This window comes from Nonomuraea deserti (genome assembly GCF_004348685.1).
GTDB lineage: Bacteria > Actinomycetota > Actinomycetes > Streptosporangiales > Streptosporangiaceae > Nonomuraea > Nonomuraea deserti.
This window is the reverse complement of record NZ_SMKO01000164.1, coordinates 1-24,091: the sequence shown is the minus strand read 5'-3', so window position 1 is coordinate 24,091 and position 24,091 is coordinate 1. Positions and strand designations below refer to the sequence as shown.

The following is a 24,091-nucleotide window of genomic DNA, read 5'->3' as shown; positions in this document are numbered from 1 at the left end:
GTCCAGCCGACCTCGACCAGCGTCTCGTTGTACGTTTTGCCCCCAAGCGTCTTGCCGTCGAACGTGACCGTCTGGTCCCGGGACAGCAGCACCATCGTGCCGGTGTCGACGATCAGCCTGAGCTTGACCGAGCTCGTACCGCTCTTTCCCTTGCTCGTCCTGTCGATCAGGACTGCGGCGCCGGATCTGCCCAGGGTGTCCTTCGCGTTGCCGCCGGCGCGGACGCCCGGCATCGTCAGCAGCGCCTGGTAGGCGGCGGCGCGGACCTGCTTCGGGGCCGGCAGGGAGTGCAGGATCTCCGGCAGGGAGCTCGCGACCCAGCCGTCGAGGGAGCCGTTCGCCACGCGGCTGACCTGGCCCGCCCTCTTGAGCCAGTCCTTCAGGTCGTCCGGGTCGGCGGGCAGGCGCTGCACCTCGTCGTACGTCAGCCGCTGCCCCGCGAGCCGGAACGAGTTCTCATCCCGTACGAGGTTCACGCTGCCCCTGGCGGGCTCGGTGCCACGACCTGCTGCGGGTCGCCTATCTCGCCTGCGGTGACGAGACAGAGGCCGAGGACCTGCTGCAGACAGCGCTGGAGCGTACGTACAGGAGGTGGGACCGGGTGCGCCACGACAGCCCCGAGCCCTACGTGCGCCGCGTCATCATCAACGCCGCTATCAGCCGCGCCCCCCGCCGGGCGATCCTCAGCATCATCCCGATGCACAGCCCGCCGGAGAGATCGGCCCGCGCGACCGATCTCGACCTGCGCCACGTGCTCATGGAGGCGCTGCGCGCCCTGCCGCCCCGGCAGCGCGCGGTGATCGTCCTGCGGTACTGGGAGGACCTCAGCGAGACGCAGACCGCCGACGTGCTCGGATGCTCGGCCGGCACCGTCAAGAGTCAGGCGTCCAAGGCCATGGCCAAGCTCCGCGCCGCGCTCGGCCGGGAATCAGTGGAAGGAGTGATCAGGGATACGCCCGCTTGAGGAGGAGATCCGCCAGATCATGGCGGACGAGACGGCGAGGCTGCAGGTCGCGCCCGACCTGGCGGAGCGGGTCGTGCGCTCCTCCCGCAGCAGGCGGAAGAGGGCCAGGGTCGCGGCGCTGGCCACGTCGGTGGCCGTCACCGCCGCCGCGCCCATCGGGTACGTGACCGTCGGCTCGGTGGCCACGACCGGGCCGGAGCCCACGATCTCCGCGACGCTGGAGCCGCCCGCCATCGACGACACCCCGCCGGTCCGCTCCGAACCGCCGGAGCTCGGAGACCTGGGCGACGGAAAGGAATTCGGGCACGTCAAGGTGGGTTATCTGCCCGAGCGGCTGAAATGGTCGCACTGGTCGGTGAACTTCGGCGACCGTTACTCGACCTCGTACAACTTCGATGGCGACAGGAACGGCTCCTACTGCGTCCAGATCTACATGTACGAGGAAGCGGCCGTCCAGGAGGTCGAGGACCGGATCCAGCAGTACCGCGACGAGGCCGACGGTGAGGACGTGACGATCGGCGACCGTACCGGCTACCTGGTCATCCAGCACGTGGGTGAGGACGGCATGAAGGGCACCCCCACGCTCTTCCTCAGGATGGGCGACAGGCAGCGCGCCGAGATCATGTTCAGTCCCGTGTACGCCGAGGACTTCTCCGGCGCCGAGGCCGTCACCGCCGAGCTGAGGAAGATCGCGGAGGGGCTCGCCTCGACCCTCTGACCTCCGTCAGGATGCCCGGCCGTCTGCGCATCGTGCCGCCGTCGCGCAGATGGCCGCCTTCCCGCCCGCCCGGCCCATGACCGGATCTCGCCGCGGCACCACGCCTGCCGCCCGCTCACGGACGACCGCCGCGTCATGGTGCGGAAGGCGCTTGGCGGGAGCGGGGAGCGGAACGAGCGAGGCGGTCGTTGACCGTGCGCCGGCGTTCCGTCGAAAGGCCGCGAGCGGTCATGGCACGATTCAGGAGATCTCGATCGAATCCCCGCGCCGCCATGTGATCCAGCAGCGGTTCGTACCGATCGGGCCGATCACGAAGGAGCTCCGTGGCCAACCGCAGTTCCAGGCGGACCACGGGAACGCGATGCGGGCCGCACGCGACCAGCACGTAGTGCTGCCACGGGCCGCGGCCGACGCACTCCATCCCGTCGGAGTCGGTCTCCCGCTCGACCGTGCTGATCTCCACATGGACCCCGTGTACGTCGTACCTGGCGAAATACTGCTGACTATCGGGGATCCACGACGCCGCGTACAGGAGGGGGAAGGACGACAGGGCGGCAGCGAACGCGTCGACGTCCTTCCTCCGAGCCACCAGAAGGTCGACGTCTCCGACCGGAAGCCGAACACCTTGCAGCAGAGCGGCGCTCGTGCCACCCACGCGGTACGTCGGGCCGGCCCCCGCGACCCTCAGGGCGGTGAGTGCCGTCTCCAGCGCCGACGTCACGTCCTTCAGGCGCAGAGACGCCTCACCAGCTCCCACGACGATCAGCGTACCGACCGCGAGCCGTCGAGGTCAGGGCTCCGGTCGCCGGGCTCGACGGGAGCCGATCACGGTCACGCGCAGCCACGTCGACGAGGGCCCGGCTGACAGGGCGCCCTGCCGGGCCAGGACGCCTGTCGTACCGTGCTTCGGTGATCGCCGATCAGAACTGCTGGAGCCCGAGCCGCCAGGCGAGCAGCCCTTCGGGCGCGTCAGTCTGGACGAAACCCGCGCTGACCAGCTCTCCCTCGATCACGTCCCATTCGGGACGGTAGGCGTTGCCGACGATCTCCTCTTCGCTGATGACCTTGTCGTTCTCCGTGATCCGGTAGAGGTAGCGGGCCTTGCACCTCTCCCCGTCCGACTCGGTGATCTCCGACAGGATGGTGTACGTGTGCCGGCCCACCTGCCGCGTGTCCAACTCCTTGAGGGGACCCGGCGCAGGGGGACCGCCGTCGTGCCAGGTGAAGACCAGGAGGCCGCCGGGTTCCAGCTGGGTCGCCAGCACCGGCCAGAGCCGCTTGCGGTAGTGCGGATCCAGGGCGTATATCACGTTGATCATCACCATGGCCTCAACCGGCTCGTCCAGGTCCACGCTCAGCGCGTCATAGGGCAGCACGGTCACGCGCTTGAGCAGCTCCGGACGGGCACTCAGCCGGGACAGTAACATCCCGCGCATGCCGGCCGAGGGCTCCAGCGCGAAGATCTCGGCCGGTGTCCAGTCGGCTATCGAGGTGGTGATCAGGCCGGTGCCCGCGCCGATCTCGAGGATGCTCCGCTGGGCCCCGGCGAGCAGCGAGGGCAGCTTCTCGCGGATGCCTGGCACATGTCCGCTTTCGTGGAACAGGTCATAGAAGGGGAGGGAGATGAAGTCGGTCATGGCGGGCAACGCTACTCCAGAGCGAAGAGCGAGGCGGAGAGAAGCCGGGGCCGGTGAGCGGCCGGCCTCGCCGACACGTCCGGCTCAGCACGGAACCGTCACGGAAGGCCCATGGCCACGCGCGCCCTGCCCCCATGGTCACGACTGGCAGCGGTTGCTCAGCCTGCTCGAACGGCAGGGGGACGTCTCACTCGCCGCGATCCGCGACCAGCCCGGCTCTCCGGGCGGAGCGGTCCGGGCGTCCGTGCGGGTTGCCGGCGACGGCTGCGACGCTCAAGGAACCCAGCAGCGCGCCGGCAGGGCCTGCTCCCTCATCCCGCCCTCACCGTCGCCCTCGACGAACCATGCGTTCCGGTCGGGGAGCACGCTCACGACCTCGTGCAGCCCGGTGCCCACATAGTGCAGGGCGACGCCGTCTTCGGTGGCGTATCCGGCCGGCAGCGTGCCGTGCGCCACGGACTCGCGGAAGCGAGCCCGCCGGGGCTGATCGCCCAAGTCGTCATGGACACCGTTGCTGAACGGCAGGAAGTCCAGGCCGTCGTCGAGCGCGTCGAGGTCGTCGCCGAAGGAGTCGGTTACACCGCCCGCATGCCAGCACAGGCTGCCCGCGCTCTGGCCGGCCAGCACGACACCCTTCTCCCAGCACTCCCGCAAGATCTCATCGAGGCGGTGCGCACGCCAGACCGCCAGCAGATTCACCACGCTGCCACCTGACACGAAGATCACATCTTGAGCGAGGAGATGCGCCCGCACGTCCTTCACGTTCGGCTGCGTGAACAACTGGAGGAAGGACAGGTCCGTGTCGCCGAACGACGCGGCCCGCGCGCACCAGCCGTCGATGTGCTCCCGCGAGTCACCCACTGCCGTCGCGATGAGGCACATCCGCGGTTTTCGCACACCGGCCAACTGCCTCGCCTGCCATATCTGAACGCCGACGTGCCGGAACCCCGCTGGGGGGAACAACACGCCGGAACAGGCCAGGATCTGCGGTTCCCTGATCATGGTGGTTGCGCCGTCAATCGAGGTCACGCTCCCCTGCGGCCGGATTCCTGGCCGGCTCGGCGCGTCATCTCGGTGATCCAGACGGGCGCGAACGGAGACGTGCAGCCCGGGGAAGTCGGGTAGTCCTTGAGCACCTCCAGGCGCTCACCGATGTCGATGGCGCGGGCGCGGAGTTCGGCGTGCTCGATGCCGATCTGGGCCAGGCAGGTGTTCATCGCCCACTGCAGGCGGTCCGGGGCGTCTTTCATCCCCGCCTCGATGACGTCGAGCAGTCCTGAGAGGTCGAGACCCTCGGGCTTCTTCGCCACGCGTTCGGCGGTCAGCGCCCAGCCCGCACTCGCGACCGCCGGATCCGGATCGGCGAACCAGGCCAGGCGCAGCTCTTCGCAGTGCGGGCTCTTCTTCACCACGTAGTTCACGAGCCAGTCGTGCACCTTGGGCGTGCGCGCCTCCCGCACCATGACGTCCAGCTCGTCACGTTCGAACGCCTTCGGGCGGCAGATCAGGAGCGCCAGCAGCCTCGCCGCGGTGTCACCCGTCTCCCAGAGCCGGCGCGCGAGCTCCTGCTGCGTCTTCAGCCGCTTCGCGAGCGCGCGCAGCTTGCTGAGGTTGACGCCGTGGTCGTCACCGTGTCTCTCGTTGACCGCGCGTGCCTTCGGGTCCTCGAGCTCGGCCAGTTCGGCCATCACCTCGGCCACCGTCGTCTCGGCCACCTCAGCCTCCTGTCCATCACGTGCCCGGTCGAGCGTACGACGGAAGCCGGCTTCCTGTCGTGCACGCCCGTGCTCGTACGGCCTCCTCGTGGGGCTACAACCGGCGAAGCGCCTGCATGGCGTCCTTCTCGATCCGTGAAAGATCGTGGAGGACGACGCCGGCCTGCTGGAGGTGTCCGGCGTCGCCGCTCTCCCCGGCTTTCGCGATCAGGGCGGACACGCCGGTCCACAGGGTGGCGGCCTCGGCGTACAGCCGGTGACCGGTGCGGAGGTCGCTGTGGTCGATCAGCCGGGTGCACTCGTCGAGGAAGTCGCGGTAGAGGGCGCGGAACAGGGCGCCGCCGGTGCCGCCCTTCTCCATGAGCAGGGCGGCCTGCGGCAGATCCTGCTGCGGCTCGCCGGCGCGCCGCAACCATCCGGGCACCTTCTGGCCGGCCTTCTCGATGCCGCGGTGGCCCAGGTTCGCGATGGGGGCGGCGAGGAAGGCGCCGGCGCAGTCCTTGATGGCGGGGATGATCTGGTCCTGCCAGGAGGGCGGGTGAGCCGGCAGGGTGATGGTGAAGGATCGGTGCCTGGCGGTCATCGGGCCGCGTTCGGCCCGCGCCTTGGCGAGGCCGGCCCGGCTGGTGCGGACCGCTCCTCCCTGCTGGTCGGTGTCCACCAGGTAGACGTCGTGCTCGTCGTAGCCGTACATGGCGACGACATGACCGCCGAAGTGCACCTTGGAGCGGAAATAGTCCAGGTGGTAGGAGTCGAGCTGGAGGCCGACAGGCCGGCCGGCGTCGATGGGGGCGGCCACGTTCTCCCACGCCCTGCGCGGCGAGGTGGTCTCCTTGACCAGCAACGTCAGGCCCAGCCTGGCGGCCAGGTTTCTGGTGAGGTCGAAAGGCCTGACGCGGCCCGCGAGAAAGGGGAAGGCCATGCCCTTGCTGTCCCAGTAGAGGAAGGACAGGCCCGAACCCAGCCCGAACAGCATGGGCTCGGACAGGTCGAGTCCGTCATGCCGCAACAGCGTCCCCAGCGCCGTCGTCTCGCAGTGGCGCAAGCCACGGGCCTCGACGTCCTTCACGATGGTCATGTGTCGCTCTCCTCATGCTGACGCGGCGTCCGGTCGCCCCTCCCGCTGGGGTACACCATGAGGCCTCCCACCGTGGGAGAGTCCAACGCCCTGGCCGGCTGCGTGGCACCGCGGCCGGCGAAGGAAAATAATAAGTAAAGCTTCTTGTTGACAATAAAGGAGCGCTGATATTACATCCACTTGATCGGGGGGCAAAGACCACACACCGGAGGTCTCCATGCGCAAACCCCGGCTCCTCCTCGCGGCCACGGCCATGCTCGTCGCCCTGACCGGCGGCCTGGTCACCGGCGCCCACCCGGCCGAAGCCGACATCGGCCCGGTCACCTGGTCCGACGAGTTCAACGCCGCCGCCGGGACGTCCGTCGACGGCTCCAAGTGGAAGTTCGACATCGGCGGCGGGGGCTGGGGCAACAACGAGTTGCAGTACTACACCGACTCGACCCGCAACGTCTACCACGACGGGCAGGGCCACCTGGCCATCACCGCCCGCCGGGAGAACCCGTCCAACCTGCAGTGCCACTACGGCACCTGCCAGTACACCTCCGGCCGGATCCTGACCGCCGAGAAGTTCACCCAGACGTACGGCCGCTTCGAGGCCAGCATCAAGATCCCCAGGGGCCAGGGCATCTGGCCCGCGTTCTGGATGCTCGGCGGGCGCAACTGGCCTGACGACGGCGAGATCGACATCATGGAGAACATCGGCAGCGTCCCGAACACCGTGCACGGCACCGTCCACGGCCCCGGCTACTCCGGCGGCAGCGGGATCGGCGGCAGCCGTACGATCGGCGGGCCGCTCGGCGACTCCTTCCACAGATACGCGATCGAGTGGTCGCCCGACCTCATCATCTGGTATCTGGACGGTGCGGAATACTTCCGCATCACCCCGGCCAGCCTTCGCGGCAACCGGTGGGTGTTCGACCACCCGTTCTTCATGATCATGAACGTGGCGGTCGGCGGCAACTGGCCAGGCCCGCCCAACTCCAGCACTACCTTCCCGCAGACGATGCTGATCGACTACGTCCGCGTCTCCGCGTGGACCGACGGCGGGCCGGGATCCGGCTCCGTGCTCAGGTCCAGCCTGAACGGCCGCTGCATCGACATCCCCCGCGCCGACCCCGTGGACGCCGCCCCGCTGCAGATGTACGACTGCAACGGAACCGTCGCCCAGCAGTGGTCCATCAACGGCGACGGCACCGTCCGCGCGATGGGCAAGTGCATGGACGCGGCGGCGGCCGGCACCGCCAACGGCACGCCGATCCAGCTCTACACGTGCAACGGCACCGGCGCCCAGCGCTTCACGCTCAGCCCGGCGGGCGACCTCGTCAACATCGCGGCCAACCGGTGCGTGGACGTGGTGGACCGCAACACCGCCAACGGCGCGCGGCTGCAACTGTGGGACTGCACCGGCGCGTCGAACCAGAAGTGGACCCGTTCCTGAGGTGTGCGTTCCCTCGCCGGGATGCCGTTGCCGTGAGAGCCACCCCGGAACTCCACCCGAACGTGATCGCTGTCGTTCCAGCCGGGGTTGACCAGGCGGAGCGTACCGGTGATCCCTCCGGCGTGGACATCGCGTTCGACGACTTCCAGCGCCGACAGCAGAGTGGGTCAACGCCGCCGCGCTTCTCCGATCCGGTTGCGAGGGGGAAGCGGCCCGCCTCCCCGATCCGGCTGCGAGGGGGAGGCGGTGGTCCCGCGGGACGCTTACGTCTTCAGCGAGTCGAGGTGCGTTGTGAGGACGCTGGTCGCCCAGCTCGTGTCCGCCGTGGGCGGCTCGTAGACCAGGTGGTCGGCGAGTCCGTCGATGACCGCGTGCAGTCGTAGGGCTTCCAGTTGCACGTCTCGCCCCGGCGCCAGGTCGATGCCGTTGTCGAGCTGGTCGATCATCCAGCGGCAGGTGTCGCGGAGGGCCTCGTGCGCCTCCGCGCGGGGGCCTCTGAGGCTCTCTTCGGCGGTGGCGGCGCTGAACAGCGCCATGTTGACCTCCATCTCGGCGCGCCGCTCGTCGTCGAGCGGGAGCAACTCGCGCGCCACGGCCTCGACGGCCTGCCTGATGGTGGGTTGTGGCGGGATGGCGGTGATCCGGGCGCGGACGCGATTGACCACGAGCTGCATGGTGAAGACCAGCAGTTCGCTCTGCGTCCTGAAGACGTGGCGCAGCGATCCGGCGGAGACACCCGCCTCGGCGGCGACCATACGCACGGAGACGTGGCCCACTCCGTGGCGCATGATCACTCGCCAGGCTGCTTCGGCGAGCTCTTCGCGGCGCTGTTCATGGTCGATGAGCCTGGGCATGGAACCCATGTTAGCTCAGTCGTGCTAGCATCTGTCCTTATGGTAGTACGACTGTACCAAGAAAAGGGTGTTCCCGCCGCTCTCCGCCTGCTCGTTCCCCAAACGCTCGTCCTGGTCGTCCTCTATATCGCCCTACCGGTGCAGATGGCCGTCGACCGCGACTTCACCAGCGCGTCGATCATGCGTAACAACCCCGCTCTCGACCCCGCCAATCTCGACTTCGCCGTCAACGCCGCCATCGTCTACGCGATCGTCCTGCATGCCCTGGACGTCGTCCTCGTCGTCTGGTTCGTCCTCAAGGCGCTCAAGGGCCGCCACTGGGCCCGCATCGCCCTCACCGTCTACCTGGTCATCGCCACCCTCGCCAGCTTCATCTCCGCCGCCGCCGGCTCGGAGTACTACTGGGCCGTCATCTCCGGCGACGTCATCCATCTGGCCATGATCGCTGCCCTCTGGCTGCCGGCCTCCGCCCGCGCGTTCTTCGCCGCACACCGGCGGCACTCCGGATGAGGACAGGCGACCGCCGCTACAGGTCCAGCGCCCCCACCGTCTCGCCGTCGCTCTCCTCGCCCGTGAGATGGAAGCCGAGCTCGCGGTAGAAGCCCTCGGGGCCGTCGTCGCCCGGGTGCCAGGTGACGTACATCCGCGTGTTGCCGCGCCGCCTGAGGTGGGCGGCCACGGCTTCGACGGCGAAGCGGCCGACCCCGCGCGCCTGCGCGTCGGCCGCCACGTTGAGCCGCCACAGGCCCGACCGGAAGTCGACCCCCTTGCCGTTCCAGTCGATGTCGATGAAGGCCATGAGGAACCCCACGGGCCGGTCGCCGTCGAGGACCAGCCGGGGCCAGGCGACCTGCTGGTGGACGTACGCCTCCGCCAGCGACTTCGCCACGGGCGCGACGAGCCGTTCCTGGTCGGGGCGGACCTGCACGGCGAGGGCCGTCTCGATGTTGGCAGGGGTGATCGGCACCAGCCGGAGGGTGTCTGCGGTCATGGGAGAACCATAGGTCAGGGCTGCGCGGCCGGCCGGTGCGTACTGTAACTCTTCGGGGGCGCACAGCTATCTCTCCAGTGTGGCCTGTCGTCTCACCTGCGAGGAGCGCCTATGGTCCGATACCGGTTCAATCCTTCTCCCGGCTGGCGGCTGTTCGGCGGCCGCAGACGCCTGGAGCAGGAGAACGCCCGCCTGCGCGCCTGGATGGAACGGCTGGCCGGGATGGACGCCGTGCGGATCGCGGAGCTGACAGAAGGGCTGCGCGCCGAGCACGAAGGGCTGCGCGCCGCCCTCGACGACGTGACCCGGCGGCTGCGCGAGGCCGAGCAGCGGATCGTGTGGACGGAGGAGACCGCGCTGCTGCAGGAGGTGGGCGTCTACGAATACCGCCACCCGCTGACCGACGCGGTCGCCTACAAAGAGCGTCTCGCGCAGGTCAGGGCTCGCATCAAGGAGATGGCCAGGGAAGGGCGGGTCGTCGTCGGCACCACCGGCAGGCAGGTGGGCGGGTCGGTCGCCGAGGGGCGCAAGATGGTGCGCGACTTCTCCAAGCTGATGGCGCGGGCCTACAACGCGGAGGCGGACAACTGCGTGCGCACGATGCGGCCGTACAAACTGCAGTCCGCGATCGAACGCCTGGAGAAGGCCGTGGACACGATCGTGCGGCTGGGGCGGACGATGAGCATCCACGTCAGCCCCGAATATCACCGCACCCGGATCTACGAGCTGCAGCTCACCGCCGACTACCTGGCCAAGCGGGAGGAGGAGAGGGAGCTCGTCCGCTCGCAGCGGGAGCGGCAGCGGGAGGAGGAGGCTGCGCGCCGCGAGGTCGACCGGGAGAAGGAGCGGCTGCGCGAGGAGGAGGCGCGCTGCCGGGCGGCGCTGGCCGAGCTGGTGCGGAACGGCGACGGGCCCCCGGAGAGCGTGGCGGAGCTGGGCGCCGAGCTGGCGCGGCTCGGCGCCGCGGTCGCCGCCGTCGAGGCGCGCGAGGCGAACACCAGGGCCGGGTACGTGTACGTGATCTCCAACTTCGGGGCGTTCGGAGAGGACGTCGTCAAGATCGGCATGACGCGCCGGCTGGAGCCGGAGGACAGGGTGCGCGAGCTGGGCGACGCCTCGGTGCCGTTCAGGTTCGACACGCACGCGCTGATCTTCAGCGAGGACGCCGTGGAGCTGGAGGCGCGGTTGCACGCGGCGTTGGACGATCGGCGCCTCAACAAGGTCGACCTCAGGCGCGAGTTCTTCCGCGCGACCCCTGCGGAGGTGCGCGACCTGCTGCGGGCGATCGCCGGCCGGCGCCTGCTGGAATACCGCGACACCGCCGAGGCGCTGGAATGGCGGCAGTCCGCGGGCACGACCTGACGATCGAATGGGTGGTCCTCCGGCGAAGCTCTTCCCGGTTGCGTCACCGAGGTGCCCGGCGTGCTGAAGGACGCCGCGGCACTGGAGGCCGAACGGATGGGCAGCGCGCGCGTCGGCTGCGAGCACCTGGTGCTCGGGCTGGTGCGAGGAGGGGTTCCATGCGCGTCGCGTTGGAGGGTTACGTCGGCAGGGTGCTGGGCGTCTCTCACGTCGAGCGGGAGGTGTCGTGGGAGCACGGCGCAACGTGCGTGCTGCGGGTGCGCGACCGCGCCGGCCGGACGTGGTACGCCAAGCGCCACCGCCGGAAGGACGGCTACGCGCGCGAGACGTTCGCGTACCGGCACTGGGTGCCCGTCCTGGGCGGCCATGCGCCGCGCCTGCGTGCCTGCGACGACGAGCTCCAGGCGCTGGTGCTCTCGGCCGTTCCCGGCACGCACGCGCAGGACGTCGGGGCCGAGGGGCACCACCAGGCCGGTGTGCTGCTGCGGCGGTTCCACGAGGCGGCGCCGCCCGAACCGTGTGAGGGGTTCGCCGCGGCCAGGCGGGCCCGGCTGGAGCACTGGGTCCCCCGTTGCGCAGGCGTGATCGAGCGGGGCGAGCTGGACTTCGTCCGGTCACGGGTGCGTGAGCTGGACGGGCTGCCGCGGCCGGCGCGGGTGCCGTGCCACCTGGACTACACGCCGAGGAACTGGCTGACGGGCGAGGGCAGGCTGCACGTCGTCGACTTCGAGTGGGCGGCCACCGAGGTCTGGATCAACGATCTGGCGCGGCTCTCCTTCGGTGTCTGGCGGGAGCGTCCGTGGCTGGGGGAGGCGTTCCTCGACGGGTACGGCCGCCGGCCCACGGCTGACGAGCTGGCCCTTCAGGCGTCCTGCTACGCGCTGACCGCGATGTGGATGATGATCTGGGCCCGCGAGCACGGCGAGGCCGCTTTCGAGGCGGGGCTCCGTGACCAGCTGCGCTTCCTGATGCGCTCCTCGTGAAGGTCCGGGGGCGCCCCGGTGCGAAACGCTGAGGAAACGCGCGCCGCCCTACACATGACTCGGGGCGTGGCGGAGGCGTACCGAGCCCGGCAGGGCGTGCCTCCCGAGCGGACCCGCGAGGGATCACGGTGGGAGTCGTCGAGGTGTCGGGTCGTGCCGTGACGCTGCGTGTGGAGGACACGAGTGCGCGGGAGTGGGGCGCCTTTCATCGGCGGGCGTGTCGTCGATCTCGGCGTGGCCGTCCTCGAGGTGCGGCGGTACCGCCTGGTACGCCTACGGCGAGAGACCGCCTGGGGGAGGTCGGAGGGCGAGGACGCGATCCAGCTCATCCTGCCCGTGCGCGGCACGGTGAGCGCGACGTGGGCCGGGCGGCAGGACACCGTGACCGCCGGCGATCTCTACGCGCACGACCTCGCCCGGCTCGACGAGATGGTTCTGCGGCCCGACGGGCGCGGCGGCCTCGAGGTGGCCGTGGTCATCATCCCGAAGCCGGTGCTGCCGCTGCGGGCCCCAGCCATGGACGCGGTGCTCGGGCATGGCGTCTCCGCCGACGGAGGGGTGTACGAGCTGCTGAAGAGGTTCGTCGAGGCCCTGTCCGACGAGAAACTGTCGCTCAGCCCGGCCGACGGGCAGCGGCTGGGGATGGTGCTGGTGGACCTCGTGTCCGTGTGCTTCTCCAACATGCTCGGGTCCGGCGCCGGCGGGCGGGCGAGCTGCCGGCGGCAGGACCTCGCCGGACGGATACGCGCCTACATTCAGGGCCACCTGCACGACCACCAGCTGACCCCGCGTTCCATCGCGGGGGCGCACCACATCTCGGTGAGCTACCTCCACCGGTTGTTCCAGGACGAGGGCGACACGGTCTCCGGCTTCATCCGCGATCAGCGGCTGAGGTGTGCCCGTCGCGACCTCGCCGACGCGGCTCTGGCCGACGTGCCGATCCGCCAGATCGCCGCCCGGTGGGGCTTCGGCGCGCCGGCGGACTTCAGCCGTACGTTCCGGATGGTTTATGGCGAGTCGCCGCGGGAGTTCAGGTACCGGACGGCTCGGACGCCACGGGAGTAGCCGCTGCGGACGCGTAGGCGGCGCCGCAGCACACCGCGGAGGCGAGGGCGCCGATCCCGCACAGTCCCACCGTGGCCGAGGCGGTGACGCCGAGTTCGGTGACCCATCCCGCCAGGAGGAATCCGCCGCCTTGGCCGGCGGCGATGCCGGCGATCGCGACTCCCATGGCGCGTCCGCGGTAGGCCGGCGCGGCCCGCTGGATGAACATCGCGTTGAGCGGCGTGCTGAACGAGCATCCCAGACCGCAGCAGAACAGCAGGGCGAGCACCACGGGCGCGGGCGGGTGCGCGAGCATGGGCAGCAGGGCGAGCCCGGAGAGCACGGCGAGCGGCACCGTGACGCGGTCGCGAACGGACGGGCGCGTCCACCGGGTGAGGACCGTCGCCCCGGTCGCGTAGCCGAGGGCGATGGTGGCCATGAGCACCCCGGCGAGTGGCGGGCCGCCGCCCAGCTCGCGGGCGAGGGGATAGGCGATCGCCTCGGTGCTGAAGGCGAAGGCCGACACCAGCCAGACCAGGAGAAGGCACTGTCTCAGCCAGGGGTCGGTGAACACGTGGCGCACCCCTGCCGCCGCGTCCCTGAGGGGCGACCAGCGGGCGCCCTCGCTCTCGGGCGCGGGCCGGGGCCGGATGCCCCGCCAGATGAGCGCCGCGGAGAGCGCGAATGTCGCGGCGTTCGCGAGCAGCGCACCTGCGGGCGTGACCAGCAGGACGACGGCGCCTCCGATGGCGAACCCGGCCACCTGGCTGATCTGGTAGGTGAGGTTGGTCAGGCCGTTGCCGGCGATGTAGGCCTCGCCGCCGAGCACGTCCGGCATCAGCGCGGCGCGAGCGCTCATGAACGGCGGGGTGAACAAGTGCGCGAGGTAGAGCAGGGCGATCGCGGCGCCGATCGGCATGCCCGGCAACGCCAGCGCCGCGACCAGTATCGCCCTGGCCAGGTCGCAGACGATGAGCAGGCCCCGGCGCGGGAATCTGTCGGCGAGCGAACCCAGCACGGGGCCGAGCGCGGACGGCAGGAACGCCGCGGAGAACGCGACCGCGGTGGCCACCGGCGAGCCGGTCCTGTCGAAGACCAGAATGGCCACGGCGACGGACGAGAGCTGGTCGCCCACGTAGGAGAGCGCATAGGCCGGGTAGAGGTAGCGAAACTCCCGCACCGTGAAAAGGCCGGCGAAGGTGGCCATCACTCGGTCCGCGCGCCCGCGGCAGCGACGGCCCCGATGACCGCCAGGCTTCTCGTTGTCGGCATTGCTTCACCATGCTGGGCGGCCGTTGCCGTGGGCAACGGCATGGAGTGCACAGTTTGTACGCCGGGCGTGCACACCGCCCACGACGGTTGCGTGCGTGGTAACAGCACTCGAGGACCGGACCCCGAGTGCTGTCGTCTCACCTGTTCTAGCCCCAGCCGAGCGTGCGCATGGCATTCCTCCCCTCGTCGTGAAGCGCTCGGTTCAAGCGTTCACGAGATTCGCGCCGTTGTCGTTGGCCGGGAGTCGCCAGATTGTTGGCGAGGCATGCACGGGCGGAACAGCGGCCCGATCAGCCGTCGGGTGACGCCTTCGCCATCATCGCGCGTTCCTCCCGGGTGGCGATGAGACCGGCAGGCGCGAGGATCTTGGACTCCTCGAACGGCGCCTCCGCGGTCGGCAGCGTCTCCCCGCTCCTGATCACCCGGATCCACACCCGTAGCGCGTCCAGGATCACGACGATGATGAGGATCGCGAACAGCGCGGCCAGGATGCCGTCGATGGTGGAGTTGAGCACGATCTGCTCCATCTCGCCCTGCGTCTTGGCGGGTGCGAGCAGCTGCCCCTGGTCGAGGGCCGCCTGGTAGCGGTCGCGCTGGGAGAAGAAGCCGAGCGTCGGATCGGGCGAGAACACCTTCTGCCAGCTGGCCGTGAGCGTGACGGCGGCGTCCCAGGCCAGCGGGATCGCCGTCACCCAGGCCCACTTCAGCCGCCCGCTCTTGATCAGCAGGGTGGTGGCCACGGTGAGCGCCACGGCGGCGAGCAGCTGGTTGGCGATGCCGAACAGCGGGAAGAGCTGGTTGATCCCGCCGAGCGGGTCGTTGACGCCCTGGTAGAGGAAGTAGCCCCAGGCGGCCACGACGACGGCGCTGGTGACGATGAGGCCGGGCCACCAGCTGACCCGGGAGATCGGCTTCCACAGGTTGCCGATCGTGTCCTGGAGCATGAACCGTCCCACCCGGGTGCCGGCGTCCACGGTGGTGAGGATGAACAGCGCCTCGAACATGATCGCGAAGTGGTACCAGAACGCCTGCAAGCCGGCTCCCCCGAGGAAGCCGGAGAAGATCTGCGAGATGCCGACGGCGAGGGTGGGCGCGCCGCCCGTCCGGGCGATCAGCGTCTCCTCCTGTACGGCGTCCGCCGCCGCCGTCAGTTGCTCGGGCGTGATGACGAAGCCGAGGTTGGTCACCGCCTGGGCGGCGCTCTCGACGGTGGCCCCGACGACGCCGGCCGGGGAGTTCATGGCGAAGTAGAGGCCGGGGGTCAGCACGCAGGCGGCCGTGATGGCCATGACGGCCACGAACGACTCCATGAGCATGGAGCCGTAGCCGATCATCCGGACCTGCGTCTCCTTCTGGATCATCTTGGGCGTCGTGCCGGACGAGATCAGCGCGTGGAATCCGGACAGGGCCCCGCAGGCGATGATGATGAACACGAACGGGAACAGCGACCCGGCGAAGACCGGCCCTTCGCCGCTGAACGCGAAGTCGGTGAAGGCCGGGGTCTTCAGCGTCGGCATCGTGACGGCGATGCCGATCGCGATCAGCGCGATGGTGCCGATCTTCATGAACGTCGACAGGTAGTCGCGCGGAGCGAGCAGCATCCACACGGGCAGCACCGCGGCGACGAACCCGTACGCGATGAGCCAGAGGGCCAGGGCCGACGGGCTCAGCGTGAAGAACGGCGCCCAGCTCGAGTCCTGCACCCAGCCGCCGGCGACGATCGCCAGCAGCAGCAGCGCGACGCCGATCACGGTGGTCTCGACGACCTTGCCCGGCCGGATCACCCGCAGGTAGAACCCCATGAAGAGGGCGATCGGGATGGTCATCGCGATGGAGAAGACACCCCACGGCGACTGCGCCAGGGCGTTGACCACGACCAGCGCCAGCACCGCCAGCAAAATGATCATGATGGCGAAGACGGCGACGAGCGCGGCCGCCCCGCCGACCGGCCCGATCTCGTCGCGGGCCATCTGCCCGAGGCTGCGCCCGTTGCGCCGCATGGAGAAGAACAGGATCACCATGTCCTGCACGGCCCCGGCGAAGATCACTCCGGCGACGATCCAGATGGTGCCGGGCAGGAAGCCCATCTGCGCGGCCAGCACGGGCCCGACCAGCGGCCCCGCGCCGGCGATGGCGGCGAAGTGGTGGCCGAAGAGGATGCGCCGGTCGGTCGGGTGGTAGTCGATGCCGTTGTCGAGCCGCTCGGCCGGGGTGGCGCGCCGGTCGTCGGCGCCCAGCACCCTGCGCACGATGAAGCGGGCATAGAAGCGGTAGGCGATGGCGTACGAGCCGAGCGCGGCGGCCAGCAGCCAGACCGCGTTGACCTCCTCGCCCCTGGACAGGGCCAGCACGGCCCATCCCGCGGCACCGACGAGGGCGACCGCCGTCCAGATGATGATGGAACGCAGCTTCACCGGTTACCTCCCATCTAGAGAGCCATACAGGGGGCGCCCCAGGCAGCAGCGCAGTCCGGCGTCCGGCGGCAGATCGGTGGTGAATCGCCGCCAGCGCCACAGCGGACGGCAGTCGATCGTGACGGGGATGTCGGTGAGATGCACCCAGGCGGTGGGATGCGCGTACACCAGGTCGGTCCCGAGCGGGCGTGCGCGCCGGGGCAGTCGCGAGCGGCGCAGGGGCCGGACCGAGAACTCGCCCGCGTCCGCGCAGCAGAGCCCGGTCACGTGCCAGTCGAAGAACACCACATCTTCGTCGCCCAGCGCTTCACGTGCGGCAGGAGTCAACGTGATTCGGGACATCTGGTGCTCCTGAATAACAGGTAGCTCAGAAATTAACGTCGGCCTTACCCGCTGTAATGGCCCTTGAAACCCGATCGACGGTACGCCCCCGGCCAAGGAAGGCCGGGGGCGCACGGTCAGCGGGTCATGGTTTCCTCCACGGTTCGAAATAGGCCACCGTGGTGAAGTCGACCTCCGTTCCTGAGAGCAGGTCCCCGGACGTCGTGCTCGATCCGGTCACGAAGATCCGCACCCCGGTGTCGCCGGTGGCGTCCACGGCGAGCGCGTGCGCGATGTCCGACGCGCCGGCGGGGCCGTCGTACTCGCCGGTCCAGACGGGCTCGCCGGTCGCGGCGTCGTAGGCGATCGTCACATAGTCGATTTTCATCAGGTACTCGTCGGCTCCGGACGGGTCGTTCATGCCCTGGCCGGTGACGACGACCTTGCCGCCGTCCGGCGTCACGGCGACGTCCCAGGCGAAGTCCTGATGGTTCGCCTTGCCGTTGTGGCGCCGTACCCACGTACGCTCGCCCGTCGCGGGGTCGTAGGCGATCGTGGTGAAGTCCCCTCTGGTCCCCTCGCCCTCGGTGTTGCCGGTGACGTACACCGTGCCGTCCGGCCCCGTCGCGATGTCGTGCGGGGTGTCGCTGCCGTGCGCGGGGCCGTCGTGACGGTCCGCCCAGAGCTCCTTTCCGGTGGCGGTGTCGTACGCGATCGTCGTCATGTCGGTCTTCGTCTCGCCGGCGCTGGATCCGATGACGAAGAACGACGCGCCGTCCGCGGCGACCGCCATGCCGCCGGGGATGTCGATCCCGTTCGCCGGGCCGTTGTGCCGGGCCGTCCAGAGCTGCTCGCCGGTGGCGGCGTCGTAGGCCACGGTGCCCCAGTCGGACAGCCCCGTGCCGGTGCCCCGGCTCTGGCCGGAAACGAGGAGCCTGGACCCGTCGGGCGTCGCCTTGATCACCCGGGCGGAGTCGGTGCCGTCGCCGGGCCCGTTGTGGTGCGCGGCCCACTTCTGCTCCCCGCTGCCCGCGTCGTACGCGACCGTGAAGGAGTCGTCCTTGCCGGGCGCGCCCAGCGAGGTCATGCCGGTGACGTAGACGTGCGTCCCGTCCGGGCCGACCGTTAGGGCGTTGGCGCGGTCCGAGGCGTTGGCCGCCCCGTTGTGCCGCGCGACCCAGAGCTCCTCGCCCGTGGCCGTGTCGTACGCGATCGTGACGGCGTCGTTGCCGGTGTCCTCGCCGGCGCTGATGCCGGTGACGAAGAGCCGGGCGCCGTCGGGGCTCACCTGGATCCCCGCCGGCTCGTCGAAGGTGCCGGCCGGTCCCGCGTACGACACGCTCCACAGCTCGGCGCCGGTGGCGGCGTCGTGGGCGACGGTCGAGATGCGCGCGCTGCGCACGCCGGGCTGCGAGCCGTAGCTCGCGCCGGACACGTAGACCCGCTCGCCCCCGGGATCGAGGGCGAGGTGCCCGGCGGTGTCCTCCCCGCCCGCGACCCCGTGGACGGCCGCCCACGCCTCGGGCACCGGCCGTACGACGACGGGCACGCGCACGGTGTGCCGGCGGTCCTGCCACGTGAGCTGCCCGCCCACGTAGGCGTTCATGGGGGCGGTGGTCCGCGTGAGCGTCACGGTGAACGACTTGGTCTGCCCCGGCCGCAGGGTGAGCCGGCGCGGCTCGACCGTGACGTCGACGCCTTCCAGCCCGGTCGTGGAGGCGGTGTAGGTGGCGGTGCGGCGGTCGACGTTGGTGACCTCGCGGGTCACCGTACGCGTGCCGGGCAGCCGGCCGACCGCGATGGACGGGACGTTCAGGTCGCCGGCCTCGAACGAGTGGCCCTTCCCGGCCAGGCGTTCGCAGGTCCGCTCCTCGACGCCGCTGGTCGAGCCGCAGAGGAAGGCCAGCCAGTCCTTGATCCCGCTGTCGTAGACCAGCCCGGGGTCGGCGGCGCCGTCCGGCACGACGTGGCCGGCGCCCTGGCCGAAGATCACCAACGGGTCGTGGCCGGGCCCGTCGAGCACGTCGGAGCCGCTGGTCATCAGCGCCGACTTGACGGCCATCGGCGACCAGCGCGGGTGCAGGTCCTTCAGCAGCGCGGCGAGCCCCGCGACGTGCGGCGCCGCCATCGACGTGCCGCTCGCGACGTTGAACGCGGACCCGTTGGCGCCCGGCGGCGCGTACGCGGCCAGGATGTCCTGCCCGGGAGCGGTCAGGTCGGGTTTGAGCAGGTCGCCGCCGGCGGCGGTCAGCGGCCCTCGGGAGGAGAACGCCGCCGTGTACGGGGCGGGCGCGTCATCGACGATCTTCGCCTGCTGGATCGTGGCCGTCGCGCCGTCCGCGGCGGCGTGGTCCTTGACCGCCTGCCGGTCCTTCTGCGCGACGTGCAGCGTCGGCACGGCGTGCAGGTCGGCGTTGAGCGAGTTGTCGTCGGTGTTGGCCAGGATCATGCCGACCCCGCCCGCCTCGGCGACGGCGACGCTCTTGTTGGCCCGCGGCGTCTCCCCGCGGTCACATACGACGATCTTGCCCTTGACCCTGGCCGGGTCGAGCACCGCCTGGCCGCCGTTGTCCCTGGCGGCGTGGCACTGCGCCAGCCGGGTCGCGTCCGCGCCCGGCAGCCCCGCGGCGGTGGAGTCGATGAGGGGCGCGGGGCCCGCGCTGACCGCCGCCAGCGAGGCGCCGCTCAGCGCGGTGCCGTCGCCGAGCGTGGCCGAGCCCCGCGTGCCGCGGTCGTGCGTGCCCGCCGCGACCGTGGTCACCCAGGGGGACGGGTGCGCGACGGTGCCAGGGGCCGGGCCGCTGTTGCCGCCCGAGGCCGCCACGAACACGCCCGCCTCGGCCGCCGACAGGAACGCCACCTCAGCCGGGTCGAGCAGGTCCGAACTCGTGCCGGAGACCGAGTAGTTGATGACGTCCACGCCGTCCGCCACCGCCTGGTCGATGGCGGCGACCAGGTCGGAGTAGAAGCCGTTGGCCGTGGAGGCGTCCTCCGTCGACCAGAGCGCCTTGTACGCGGCGACCCTGGCGCGCGGCGCGATGCCGCTGATCGAGCCGAACACCGCGGCCGGCCCGGTCACCTCGACGCCGTGGTTGCCCGCCGCGGTCGAGGCGGTGTGCGTGCCGTGGCCGTTGTAGTCGCGCGGCGACAGGTATTCCCACGGCATCGCCTGCCTGACGCCCTCGTCGCCGCCCCAGCCGGCGTTGAAGTGCCGCGCCGCGACGAGCTTGCCGTTGCACAGGGCGCCGGTCCACGACTCGTCAGGGCTGCTCCGCGGGCATGTGCCGTGGAAGCCGGGCACCCTGCCGTACGGTCTGCCGCCCGGGCCCGGGTCGGCGAAGCTCTGGCTGTCGGCCCAGATACCGCTGTCGATCACGCCGATGACCAGGCCGTCGCCCGCGCCCTCGCCCCGCCTGCCGCCCGTGGGGCCGCCGAGCTCGTCCCACAGGCCGCCGCGCTTGTCGAGACCCAGGAACGACGGCGTCGACGACGTCGCCACCGGCACCTTCCTGTCCTCGGTCACGGCCACGACGTCGGGCAGCGCGCGTAACCCGGCGGCCTGCTCCTCGGTCAGCCGGGCCGCGAACCCGCCGTAGGAGTAGACGTAGTCGTAGATCTTCGTGCCGCCCACCTTCTTCAGCGCGGCGTCGTGCCTGCCGCGCAGGTGGCCGGCGTACCTCGTCACCTCGCTGGAGCCGGGGTCGATCTTCTCGCCCTGGTCGGGCTTGGTCCCGGCCAGCCCCGCGACGTCCCCCTCGTACGTCGCCACGGGGTCGGGGGTCATCTGCACGATGTAGGTCTTCTGCTCCGCCGCGCCGGCCGCCGCGGTGGCCTGGCCCGGCGCGGTCACTCCGGCCAGCGCCAGCCCCGTGAGCGCCATGGCCGCCACCAGCCGGCGGCGTCCGAACGTGGTGAATCCAGGAGATCCAGGTGATGTGGACAGGTCCATCGTCGCCCCTCAGTGCGTCGCCGCCGATCACGCGGACGGTCGAGACGCTAGTGACGGGCGAGGTGGGGGACATCCGTAGCTAATACGGATTTTTGACCATAACTGGATCCGGTAGCCTGTTTAAGCTGATATATCGCCATCGGGGCAGGTGGGAGGGTGACGTATGCCCTTCGGCCAGCCCCGCGTCGCCCCCTCAGGCTCCTTGTCCGACGTCCTCGTCGGGCGCCAGGCCGAGCTCACCCTGCTCCGTACGGTCATCGCCGCCCCGCCGTCCCTCGCCCTGGTCGAGGGCGAGGCGGGGATCGGCAAGAGCCGGCTCGTGGGAGAGCTGCTCGCCGCGCCGGAAGCGGCCGGGGGATCGGCCGGGGGATCGGCCGGGGTCCGCACGCTCGTGGGCCAGTGCGAGCAGCTCCAGGAGCCGCTGCCGCTGTCGCCGCTGCTCGACGCCTTCCGCCTGGTCGGCGACGAGCTCGCCGCGTCCCGCCCGGCCAACCCGGTGATCGGGGCGCTGGCGCCGCTCCTGCCCGAGATCGCCGAGCACCTGCCGCCGCCGCTGCCCGCCTTACCCGACCAGCGGGCGGAGCGGCACCGGGTGTTCCGGGCCGCCGTCGCGCTGCTCGACCACCTCGGCCCGCTGGTGCTCGTCCTGGAGGACGTGCACTGGGCCGACAGCGGCACCCACGACTTCCTCGCCTTCCTCGCCTCCCACCAGCCGCGCGAGCTGTCGGTGATCCTCACGACCCGGACCGAGACGGGCCCGCTGCCCATCCGCGAGGCCCTGGCCAGAGCGCCGTCCGGCCCCGCGCGGGCGATCAGCCTCACCCCGCTGAGCCCGCCCGAGGTGGAGGAACTGGCGGGCGGCATCCTGAAGGCCGACCTCCCGCGTACGTTCGCCGGGCCGCTCCACGAGACGACCGGCGGCATCCCGTTCGTCGTGGAGGAGGTGCTCCGCACGCTGCTGGAGCGGCTGCCCGCGAGCGAGATCCCCGGACGCCCCGAGGTGCTGGCCGACCTCGCGGTCCCGACCGTGCTGCGCGACGTGGTGGTGCGCCGCCTGACCTCGCTCGACGAGCCGGTGCGGGGGATTCTGGGGGCCGCCGCCGTCATCGGAGTGACGCCCGACGACCGGGTGCTCGCGGAGGTCACCGGCCGCGACGCGGAGGAGATCGCCAAGGCCCTGGCGACGGCGCAGGCGGTCGGGCTGCTGCACGAGGAGGACGGCCGCTGCCGGTTCAGGCACGCGCTGGCCCGGCAGATCGTGTACGAGTCGGTGCCCGTCTCCGGGCGGCGCTGGTTGCATCTCAAGACCGCGCAGGCCCTGGAGCGAGGGCCCGGCCCCAGACCCGTGGCCAGGCTCGCCCATCACTACCGGCTCGCGGGGCGCACGGCGGAGTTCGTCGGCAACGCCGAGGCCGCCGCCGACACCGCGCTCGCCCACGGCAACGACGCCACCGCGGCGAGGTTCCTGCTGCGGGCGCTGGAGACCGGCGAGCTGTCCAGCGACGTGCGTGTGCGGCTGGCCGTCAAGCTCGGCCGGGCCGCGGTCGACGGGCTGGCGCACGCGGAGGCCGTACCCATTCTCGAACGCCTGCTGGCCACCGAGCCGCTCCCCGCCCACCTGCGCGGAGAGCTGCGCTTCGCGCTCGGCCGCCTGCTGCGCCAGCAGGGCGAGGCGCGGGCGGGCTACCTGCAGATCGAGCGGGCGGTGGACGACCTCGGCGACCGGCCCGCCCTTCTCGGGCGCGCGCTCGCCGTGCTCGCCGCGCCCGAGACCGTCCCCGACCGGCACGTCCGCGAGCACGCCGCCCGCTGCGACCAGGCCGAGCGGGCCGCCCGCCGCAGCGGCGACCGCGACGTGGACATCGCGGTCCGCATCGCGCGGGCCTCGCTCCTGCTCGAACAGGGCGAGCCGGGCAGCTGGCGGCTGATCGACGACCTGCTGCGCGATGACCGGCTCCGCGCCGTGCCCAGGGAGCACGCCCGCGCCTGCCTCAACTGGGCGCAGGGCGCGCTGCACATCGGGCGGCTGGACCGCGCCGAGGCCCTTCTCGCCGAGGGTCGCCAGGTGGCCGACCAGGCCGAGTACCTGCGCGTGGCGGAGGTCGTCGAGCTGGTCACCGCCGCCGTGGACCGGGCGGCGGGACGCTGGGACGGGCTGGAGCCCCGCGCCCGCCGGCTGGCGGGCCCGTCGGCCACCTTCGCGGCGGCGTTCCTGGACTCGCGGCTGCTGTACGGCACGCTGCTGGCGGCCACGGGGCCGGCCGAGAACGCCGCGGCGTGCCTGGGCGAGGTGATCGCCGTCGCCGAGCGGGTGGGCGCGGTCTGGCCGCTCGTCCCGGCGCGGATGGCGCTGTCGCGGCTCCTGCTCACCCTGGAGGACCCTGCGGCCGCCGCCGAGCAGGCCACCGCCGGGCTCGCCCTGGTCCGGGCGAAGGGCAACTGGGTGTGGGGCGCCGAGACCGTGCTGTGCCTGGTGGACGCCATGGACGCGCTCGGCGAGGCCGGCGAGGCGGCCGGGCTGGTGGCCGAGCTGGCCGCCGGCGTCGAGGGCGCCGGAGCGCCGGCCGCACAGGCCGCGCTGCTGACCGCGCGGGCCGTCCTGGCCCGCTCGCGGGGCGACGAACGCGAGGCCGACCGGCTGCTGGTCGCGGCGCGTACCACCCTGGGCGACGCCGGGCTGCGTTACGACGAGGCCCAGGCCGCCGAGCGGCTGGGCCGCCTGCGCGGCCCCGCGGGCGGCGACTGCCTGGAGAGCGCGCTGCGCCTGTACGGGTCGATGGGCGCGGACCGGGACGTCGCGCGGACTTGCCGCGCCATGCGGCAGAACGGCGTACCCATCCCCTACCCGTGGCGGGGCGGGCGGCCCTCGCACGGGCGCACGCTGTCTGCGCGGGAACGCGAGGTGGCGTTGCTCGCCGCGGCGGGCAAGACGAACCAGGAGATCGCCACGGAGCTGTTCCTGTCGCGGCGGACCGTGGAGAGCCACATCGCCAGCGTGCTGCGCAAGCTGGGCCTGCCGTCGCGGAAGGAGCTGCGCGGGCTCGCCCTGCCGGCCGGGTGAGCCGATCGGGAGCAGCGTGCGCGCGAAGGCGGGACTGGCGGCGAGCTCGACTGACCAGCGGGATCCCTGCGATGCGCCGTGGTTCTGGGAGTTGCTGGGGCAATTGCGCGGTTTTACGCCATGGACATCCTTACGTCAGGTTGTTACTTTCTCTGGCAGATGACAACGATGTCATTCCCTGGTCCCCCCTCGCAGGAGCAGAGATCGCTCATGGTGTCACGACGTAACTTCTTGCTGGCCAACACCGCGGTCCTCGCGGCCGGCGGGCTCGGAGTCAGCCTCCCCGCCCC

The 24,091-nt window shown here is 71.1% G+C and carries 19 protein-coding genes and 1 pseudogene; 8 read left to right on the top strand and 12 right to left on the bottom strand.

All coding sequences use genetic code 11. The features are described from left to right. Positions 1-476 (bottom strand): hypothetical protein (locus E1292_RS38455; protein WP_220447266.1); only part of this gene is annotated, 476 nt, incomplete at its 3' end. A 23-nt stretch (positions 477-499) separates the two neighbouring features. On the opposite strand from E1292_RS38455, the pseudogene E1292_RS38450 reads away from it, so the two are divergent. Further along, positions 500-964 (top strand): annotated as a pseudogene (locus tag E1292_RS38450) (SigE family RNA polymerase sigma factor); the annotation flags it as partial. 19 nt (positions 965-983) lie between these two features. Then, positions 984-1,682, top strand: coding sequence for a hypothetical protein (locus E1292_RS38445; RefSeq protein ID WP_246090620.1), 699 nt, complete (start codon positions 984-986; stop codon positions 1,680-1,682). Between the two features lie 133 nt (positions 1,683-1,815). Here the strand turns inward: E1292_RS38445 and E1292_RS38440 are convergent, their stop codons facing one another. The 5 genes from E1292_RS38440 to E1292_RS38420 all read right to left on the bottom strand — a co-directional run bounded on the left by E1292_RS38440 (position 1,816) and on the right by E1292_RS38420 (position 6,112). Beyond that, positions 1,816-2,439 carry a hypothetical protein gene (locus E1292_RS38440; protein ID WP_132603068.1) on the bottom strand — a complete coding sequence of 208 codons (624 nt, stop codon included), beginning with the start codon at positions 2,437-2,439 and terminating at the stop codon, positions 1,816-1,818. A 163-nt stretch (positions 2,440-2,602) separates the two neighbouring features. Continuing rightward, positions 2,603-3,319 (bottom strand): class I SAM-dependent methyltransferase, encoded by a 717-nt coding sequence (locus E1292_RS38435; protein WP_132603065.1) that lies wholly within the window; start codon positions 3,317-3,319, stop codon positions 2,603-2,605. Between the two features lie 273 nt (positions 3,320-3,592). Continuing rightward, positions 3,593-4,321, bottom strand: a complete 729-nt coding sequence (locus E1292_RS38430) for a Type 1 glutamine amidotransferase-like domain-containing protein (protein ID WP_281284126.1) — start codon at positions 4,319-4,321, stop codon at positions 3,593-3,595. A 23-nt stretch (positions 4,322-4,344) separates the two neighbouring features. Beyond that, a complete protein-coding gene (locus tag E1292_RS38425) occupies positions 4,345-5,007 on the bottom strand; it encodes a DNA alkylation repair protein (protein ID WP_132603080.1) in 663 nt (220 codons plus the stop codon). A 121-nt stretch (positions 5,008-5,128) separates the two neighbouring features. After that, the gene (locus E1292_RS38420) at positions 5,129-6,112 is read right to left on the bottom strand and encodes a BtrH N-terminal domain-containing protein (RefSeq protein WP_132603059.1); all 984 of its coding nucleotides are present in this window, start codon (positions 6,110-6,112) and stop codon (positions 5,129-5,131) included. 217 nt (positions 6,113-6,329) lie between these two features. Here E1292_RS38420 and E1292_RS38415 point away from each other — a divergent pair, with 217 nt between their 5' ends. Further along, positions 6,330-7,550, top strand: a complete 1,221-nt coding sequence (locus E1292_RS38415) for a glycoside hydrolase family 16 protein (RefSeq protein WP_132603056.1) — start codon at positions 6,330-6,332, stop codon at positions 7,548-7,550. Positions 7,551-7,813: 263 nt separating this feature from the next. Here E1292_RS38415 and E1292_RS38410 read toward each other — a convergent pair whose 3' ends face one another. Beyond that, positions 7,814-8,404, bottom strand: a complete 591-nt coding sequence (locus E1292_RS38410; protein ID WP_165974965.1) for a TetR/AcrR family transcriptional regulator — start codon at positions 8,402-8,404, stop codon at positions 7,814-7,816. Positions 8,405-8,443: 39 nt separating this feature from the next. Here E1292_RS38410 and E1292_RS38405 point away from each other — a divergent pair, with 39 nt between their 5' ends. Continuing rightward, complete coding sequence (locus E1292_RS38405; protein ID WP_132603050.1) at positions 8,444-8,914, top strand: hypothetical protein; 471 nt, start codon at positions 8,444-8,446, stop codon at positions 8,912-8,914. Between the two features lie 16 nt (positions 8,915-8,930). On the opposite strand, the gene E1292_RS38400 is transcribed toward E1292_RS38405, so the two are convergent. After that, entirely contained in the window at positions 8,931-9,395 is a 465-nt protein-coding gene (locus E1292_RS38400) for a GNAT family N-acetyltransferase (RefSeq protein WP_132603047.1), read from the bottom strand. Between the two features lie 111 nt (positions 9,396-9,506). Between E1292_RS38400 and E1292_RS38395 the strand changes: the two genes are divergently transcribed. The 3 genes from E1292_RS38395 (at position 9,507) to E1292_RS38385 (ending at position 12,805) form a co-directional block, all read left to right on the top strand. Beyond that, positions 9,507-10,757: an SNIPE associated domain-containing protein gene (locus tag E1292_RS38395; RefSeq protein WP_220447265.1), complete on the top strand. Its 1,251-nt coding sequence runs from the start codon at positions 9,507-9,509 to the stop codon at positions 10,755-10,757. A gap of 158 nt (positions 10,758-10,915) precedes the next feature. Further along, positions 10,916-11,740 (top strand): aminoglycoside phosphotransferase/kinase family protein, encoded by an 825-nt coding sequence (locus E1292_RS38390; RefSeq protein ID WP_132603045.1) that lies wholly within the window; start codon positions 10,916-10,918, stop codon positions 11,738-11,740. 183 nt (positions 11,741-11,923) lie between these two features. Next, the gene (locus tag E1292_RS38385; protein WP_132603043.1) at positions 11,924-12,805 is read left to right on the top strand and encodes a helix-turn-helix domain-containing protein; all 882 of its coding nucleotides are present in this window, start codon (positions 11,924-11,926) and stop codon (positions 12,803-12,805) included. On the opposite strand, the gene E1292_RS38380 is transcribed toward E1292_RS38385, so the two are convergent. From E1292_RS38380 to E1292_RS55215, 4 genes are all read right to left on the bottom strand, one after another. Then, positions 12,771-13,991, bottom strand: coding sequence for an MFS transporter (locus tag E1292_RS38380; protein ID WP_132603041.1), 1,221 nt, complete (start codon positions 13,989-13,991; stop codon positions 12,771-12,773). The two genes, E1292_RS38385 and E1292_RS38380, sit on opposite strands and share 35 nt — an antisense overlap. Before the next feature lie 355 nt (positions 13,992-14,346). Further along, positions 14,347-16,470, bottom strand: coding sequence for a carbon starvation CstA family protein (locus E1292_RS38375; RefSeq protein ID WP_132603039.1), 2,124 nt, complete (start codon positions 16,468-16,470; stop codon positions 14,347-14,349). Between the two features lie 3 nt (positions 16,471-16,473). Next, complete coding sequence (locus E1292_RS38370; protein WP_132603037.1) at positions 16,474-16,812, bottom strand: hypothetical protein; 339 nt, start codon at positions 16,810-16,812, stop codon at positions 16,474-16,476. A 124-nt stretch (positions 16,813-16,936) separates the two neighbouring features. Next, on the bottom strand, positions 16,937-20,740 hold the full coding sequence (locus E1292_RS55215; protein ID WP_132603035.1) for a S8 family serine peptidase: 3,804 nt from the start codon (positions 20,738-20,740) through the stop codon (positions 16,937-16,939). A 163-nt stretch (positions 20,741-20,903) separates the two neighbouring features. Here E1292_RS55215 and E1292_RS38360 point away from each other — a divergent pair, with 163 nt between their 5' ends. Continuing rightward, positions 20,904-23,801 carry an ATP-binding protein gene (locus tag E1292_RS38360; RefSeq protein ID WP_132603033.1) on the top strand — a complete coding sequence of 966 codons (2,898 nt, stop codon included), beginning with the start codon at positions 20,904-20,906 and terminating at the stop codon, positions 23,799-23,801. The last annotated feature ends 290 nt before the right edge of the window (positions 23,802-24,091 follow it).

Excerpts from the sequence above, each read along its gene's own strand:
- E1292_RS38425 (WP_132603080.1), bottom strand. The coding sequence starts at position 5,007 with ATGGCCGAACTGGCCGAGCTCGAGGACCCGAAGGCACGCGCGGTCAAC.
- E1292_RS38395 (WP_220447265.1), top strand. The coding sequence starts at position 9,507 with ATGGTCCGATACCGGTTCAATCCTTCTCCCGGCTGGCGGCTGTTCGGC.
- E1292_RS38420 (WP_132603059.1), bottom strand. The coding sequence starts at position 6,112 with ATGACCATCGTGAAGGACGTCGAGGCCCGTGGCTTGCGCCACTGCGAG.
- E1292_RS38415 (WP_132603056.1), top strand. The coding sequence starts at position 6,330 with ATGCGCAAACCCCGGCTCCTCCTCGCGGCCACGGCCATGCTCGTCGCC.
- E1292_RS38405 (WP_132603050.1), top strand. The coding sequence starts at position 8,444 with ATGGTAGTACGACTGTACCAAGAAAAGGGTGTTCCCGCCGCTCTCCGC.
- E1292_RS38410 (WP_165974965.1), bottom strand. The coding sequence starts at position 8,404 with ATGCCCAGGCTCATCGACCATGAACAGCGCCGCGAAGAGCTCGCCGAA.
- E1292_RS38390 (WP_132603045.1), top strand. The coding sequence starts at position 10,916 with ATGCGCGTCGCGTTGGAGGGTTACGTCGGCAGGGTGCTGGGCGTCTCT.
- E1292_RS38360 (WP_132603033.1), top strand. The coding sequence starts at position 20,904 with ATGCCCTTCGGCCAGCCCCGCGTCGCCCCCTCAGGCTCCTTGTCCGAC.
- E1292_RS38445 (WP_246090620.1), top strand. The coding sequence starts at position 984 with ATGGCGGACGAGACGGCGAGGCTGCAGGTCGCGCCCGACCTGGCGGAG.
- E1292_RS38430 (WP_281284126.1), bottom strand. The coding sequence starts at position 4,321 with ATGATCAGGGAACCGCAGATCCTGGCCTGTTCCGGCGTGTTGTTCCCC.
- E1292_RS38400 (WP_132603047.1), bottom strand. The coding sequence starts at position 9,395 with ATGACCGCAGACACCCTCCGGCTGGTGCCGATCACCCCTGCCAACATC.
- E1292_RS38380 (WP_132603041.1), bottom strand. The coding sequence starts at position 13,991 with ATGGCCACCTTCGCCGGCCTTTTCACGGTGCGGGAGTTTCGCTACCTC.
- E1292_RS55215 (WP_132603035.1), bottom strand. The coding sequence starts at position 20,740 with ATGGACCTGTCCACATCACCTGGATCTCCTGGATTCACCACGTTCGGA.
- E1292_RS38370 (WP_132603037.1), bottom strand. The coding sequence starts at position 16,812 with ATGTCCCGAATCACGTTGACTCCTGCCGCACGTGAAGCGCTGGGCGAC.
- E1292_RS38435 (WP_132603065.1), bottom strand. The coding sequence starts at position 3,319 with ATGACCGACTTCATCTCCCTCCCCTTCTATGACCTGTTCCACGAAAGC.